A 2,836-nucleotide genomic window follows, 5' to 3' on the forward strand; every position below is an offset into this window, starting at 1 on the left:
CAATGCGCAGCCCATCGGCTTCGCGGTATCGCTTTTGGACGATACCTTGCTCAGCGCCGAGCGTAGCCAGACCTCTCTGTGGTCGCCGTCCTGGCTCCTTCAAGACCTGGAGAGTGGTCTCGTCGCCGTAGATGATGTCGGAATCAAGCAGCGTGTCGCGAAGCAGGTTGATCACCGGCTGCACGGCCTGGCCCACGCGCACCATGCTGGCGGCGATGGTATTGGCCGAGATGCGCCGCCGAAGCGGCGCAGCAATGCGGCTTGGCGATACAGGGGCATGCCTAACTGGTACTTGCCGGGGCAATCCAGGCCAGCGCCGACTCGGTGAACAGGCCACGGGGGATGATACGCGGCAGCGCCGGCGTGACCTTGATGCCCAGATCGCAGCACGGGCAGGCACGCTTGACGCGCTGGTGCTGGATGACACGGACCTGTTCCGGGAGCACGTCCAGTTGTTCGCTGATCTCAACGCCGATCTCGACCAGCGCGTGGCCATCGTGGGCACAGAAGTGTTCGGACTCCGGCAGGTCGTGACGCACCACTTCGCGTGGCAGCTTGGGACGAGGGACTTGCGACCACGCTTGTTGCGGGTGTGAGCGGCGATCTTCGTGCCGGGCACGTCTTCCTGTGCAGGCTGTGCGGTGGCGGTGAGTGCTTCGGCCTCGTTGAACAGCCCGAGTTGGCCCGTATCACGTGCTTCGCTCTTGGCACCGAACAATTCGCGCCGATAGGCACGCAGTCGTTCTTCTGCCAGCTCGCGTTCAGCTTTTACCAAGCGCAACTCACCCCGAAGTACATCACGTTCGAGGCGAAGCTGGCGCGCTGCGTCGCGTTCTGCGAGCAACTCCTCAAGTTCTTCAGCAGTGATCGTGACGTTGACGGGCATGGCCGGTTGGACCGACATGCCCATCCGAGAGTTCAACTCGTTCGCACGTAGATGCGTTGGGGATGCTTCCTGATGACTGCGATGTCGATGCCGTCCAGCAACCAATGCAACTAATCGACGGTGAGCGTGACGATATCGGTCGTGTCCGGCCACACGAAGCGATCCTCGGCTTCCAATCGCTTGAGGAATAACCAGAAACCAGCACCGTCCCAGCCGAGGATCTTGATACGGTCGCACCGTCGGTTGCCGAACACGTACAGCGAGTGGTCAAACGGGTTGAGCAACATCGCCTGCTCCACCAGAATCGACAGCCCGTTGATCCCCATCCGGAAGTCCACCGGCTCGCGATGCAGGAATACCTTCAGCCCGCTGTCGAACCGGAACACGGCATCCTCCCCAGCATCTGGACAATCATCGTCAGTCCTGGGAGATCCGCCTGGCTCAGATCCAGTTCGACGCCATTGGGCAATCGCACATCCAACGCGACGGCCATACAGGCGGAGGTTGGATCGACTGACGTCGCCTCTGAGATAGACTCAACGGCCACGAATGCTAAGGGTCGGTTCTCGGTCATTGTTCTCGTCTGCGTCTGTTGCACAGGCGCGCCGGGCCCCCTGGCCGCAGACAGGCCTCAACCAGTGCTCGCTTGCTGGCGTTGTCGTATCGCTTGCGACCCCTGCTGTTGCCGCTGACAACTTTCAGTTCCGGCGATGCTTCGCTCATCAATGTTCTCCTGAAGTAGGTGGAGAACATCATCACCATTCAGCATGCCATTTGATAGACGCCGATGAAAGACTGCTTACGTTGTACTCGCCGGGCGAGCCGACGGAGGGCGCTTCGCCGGCCGTGCGACGCACGGCGAATCCCAGTCCGAATCCATAGCCGGCTCCGGGCAGATAGAGCGATCCAGGTGCGATCCCATTGGCCACGTGGTCCGCAGTCATGGACTCGATTGTCCGGGGGCTGAGGTAGCGCCGACCATCGAGTGAGCCGCCGTTGGCCAGCATCTGCGCAAAGCGGGCATAGTCTTGCGCCGTGGAAACGAGGCCGGCACCGCCCGACTCGAACTTCCGGGGCATGCGGGGATCAAACATGCGGAGTCCCGGCACGACCTCCTCGTCGTCGGAGAAGGGCTGGACAAGTTTGGCATGCTTAGCAGCCTCAGGGAAGGCCGAACCCAGTGTCCTTCATTCCCAGTGGGGCAAAGAGCCGCCTGCGCATGATGGTGCCCAAGGTTTGGCCTTCCACTACTTCCAGCACGCGGCCCAGGACATCGGTGGAGAATCCATATTCCCAGGCCGTGCCTGGCTGATTCTGCAGCGGCAGCGCCGCTACCCGGTCTGCCAGTTCGGCATTCGTGAAGTCGCCGTGGAGTCCGATCTGTGCGGCCCGGTACAGGCGCTCGACCGCAGAATCGCCGAAGACGCCGTAGGTGATGCCCGAAGTATGCCGCAACAGGTCGTGCACGGTTATCGGCCGTAAGGTACCCACCGACTCCAGAGTCTTTGCGCCAGTGGCCGGGTCCTTCCGCTCGACACCGACCTTCATGGTGGCGAAGGCGAGAAGGAACCGCGACAGCGGTGCATCGAGCTGCAGCTTGCCTTCCTCCACCAACATCATGGCGACAACCGAAGTCATGGGCTTGGTCATCGAGTAGATCCGGGAGATGCTGTCCTTGCTCATGGGCGTGCCATGCACCGGATCCTGCTGCCCCACAGCTTCGAAGTAGGCGACCTGGCCGTTCCGCACGATCAGCATCACTGCCCCTGGCACGCGTTTGGATTCCACCTGGGACTGCATCCAGTCGCCGACCGCGCCGAGCCGTCCCGCGGACATTCCGACCTCGGCTGCCGCCACTGGCGCGGGCAGGCGCGCGCAGGCTACTGTAGTGGACGCGAGAAGCGACAGCGCAACGCTGAGTCTTGCGAATGTTGGAAGAATGAGCATTAG

General features: G+C 62.0%; 3 protein-coding genes and 1 pseudogene. All 4 read right to left on the reverse strand.

The annotated features are described in order from the left end of the window. Positions 1-76: 76 nt before the first annotated feature. Positions 77-886: pseudogene (locus MKD38_RS30365) on the reverse strand (transposase); the annotation flags it as partial. Positions 887-996: 110 nt separating this feature from the next. Beyond that, the gene (gene tnpB / locus MKD38_RS30370) at positions 997-1,272 is read right to left on the reverse strand and encodes an IS66 family insertion sequence element accessory protein TnpB (protein ID WP_012354783.1); all 276 of its coding nucleotides are present in this window, start codon (positions 1,270-1,272) and stop codon (positions 997-999) included. Positions 1,273-1,641: 369 nt separating this feature from the next. Further along, entirely contained in the window at positions 1,642-1,980 is a 339-nt protein-coding gene (locus MKD38_RS30375) for a serine hydrolase (protein ID WP_012354785.1), read from the reverse strand. A 67-nt stretch (positions 1,981-2,047) separates the two neighbouring features. Then, on the reverse strand, positions 2,048-2,836 hold a 789-nt coding region (locus tag MKD38_RS30380; RefSeq protein ID WP_147298080.1), incomplete at its 5' end, for a serine hydrolase domain-containing protein.

Source organism: Cupriavidus sp. WGlv3, assembly GCF_023952475.1.
Lineage (GTDB): Bacteria > Pseudomonadota > Gammaproteobacteria > Burkholderiales > Burkholderiaceae > Cupriavidus > Cupriavidus phytorum.

Coding starts and splice junctions, on each gene's coding strand:
- MKD38_RS30375 (WP_012354785.1), bottom strand. CDS start 1,980: ATGTTTGATCCCCGCATGCCCCGGAAGTTCGAGTCGGGCGGTGCCGGC.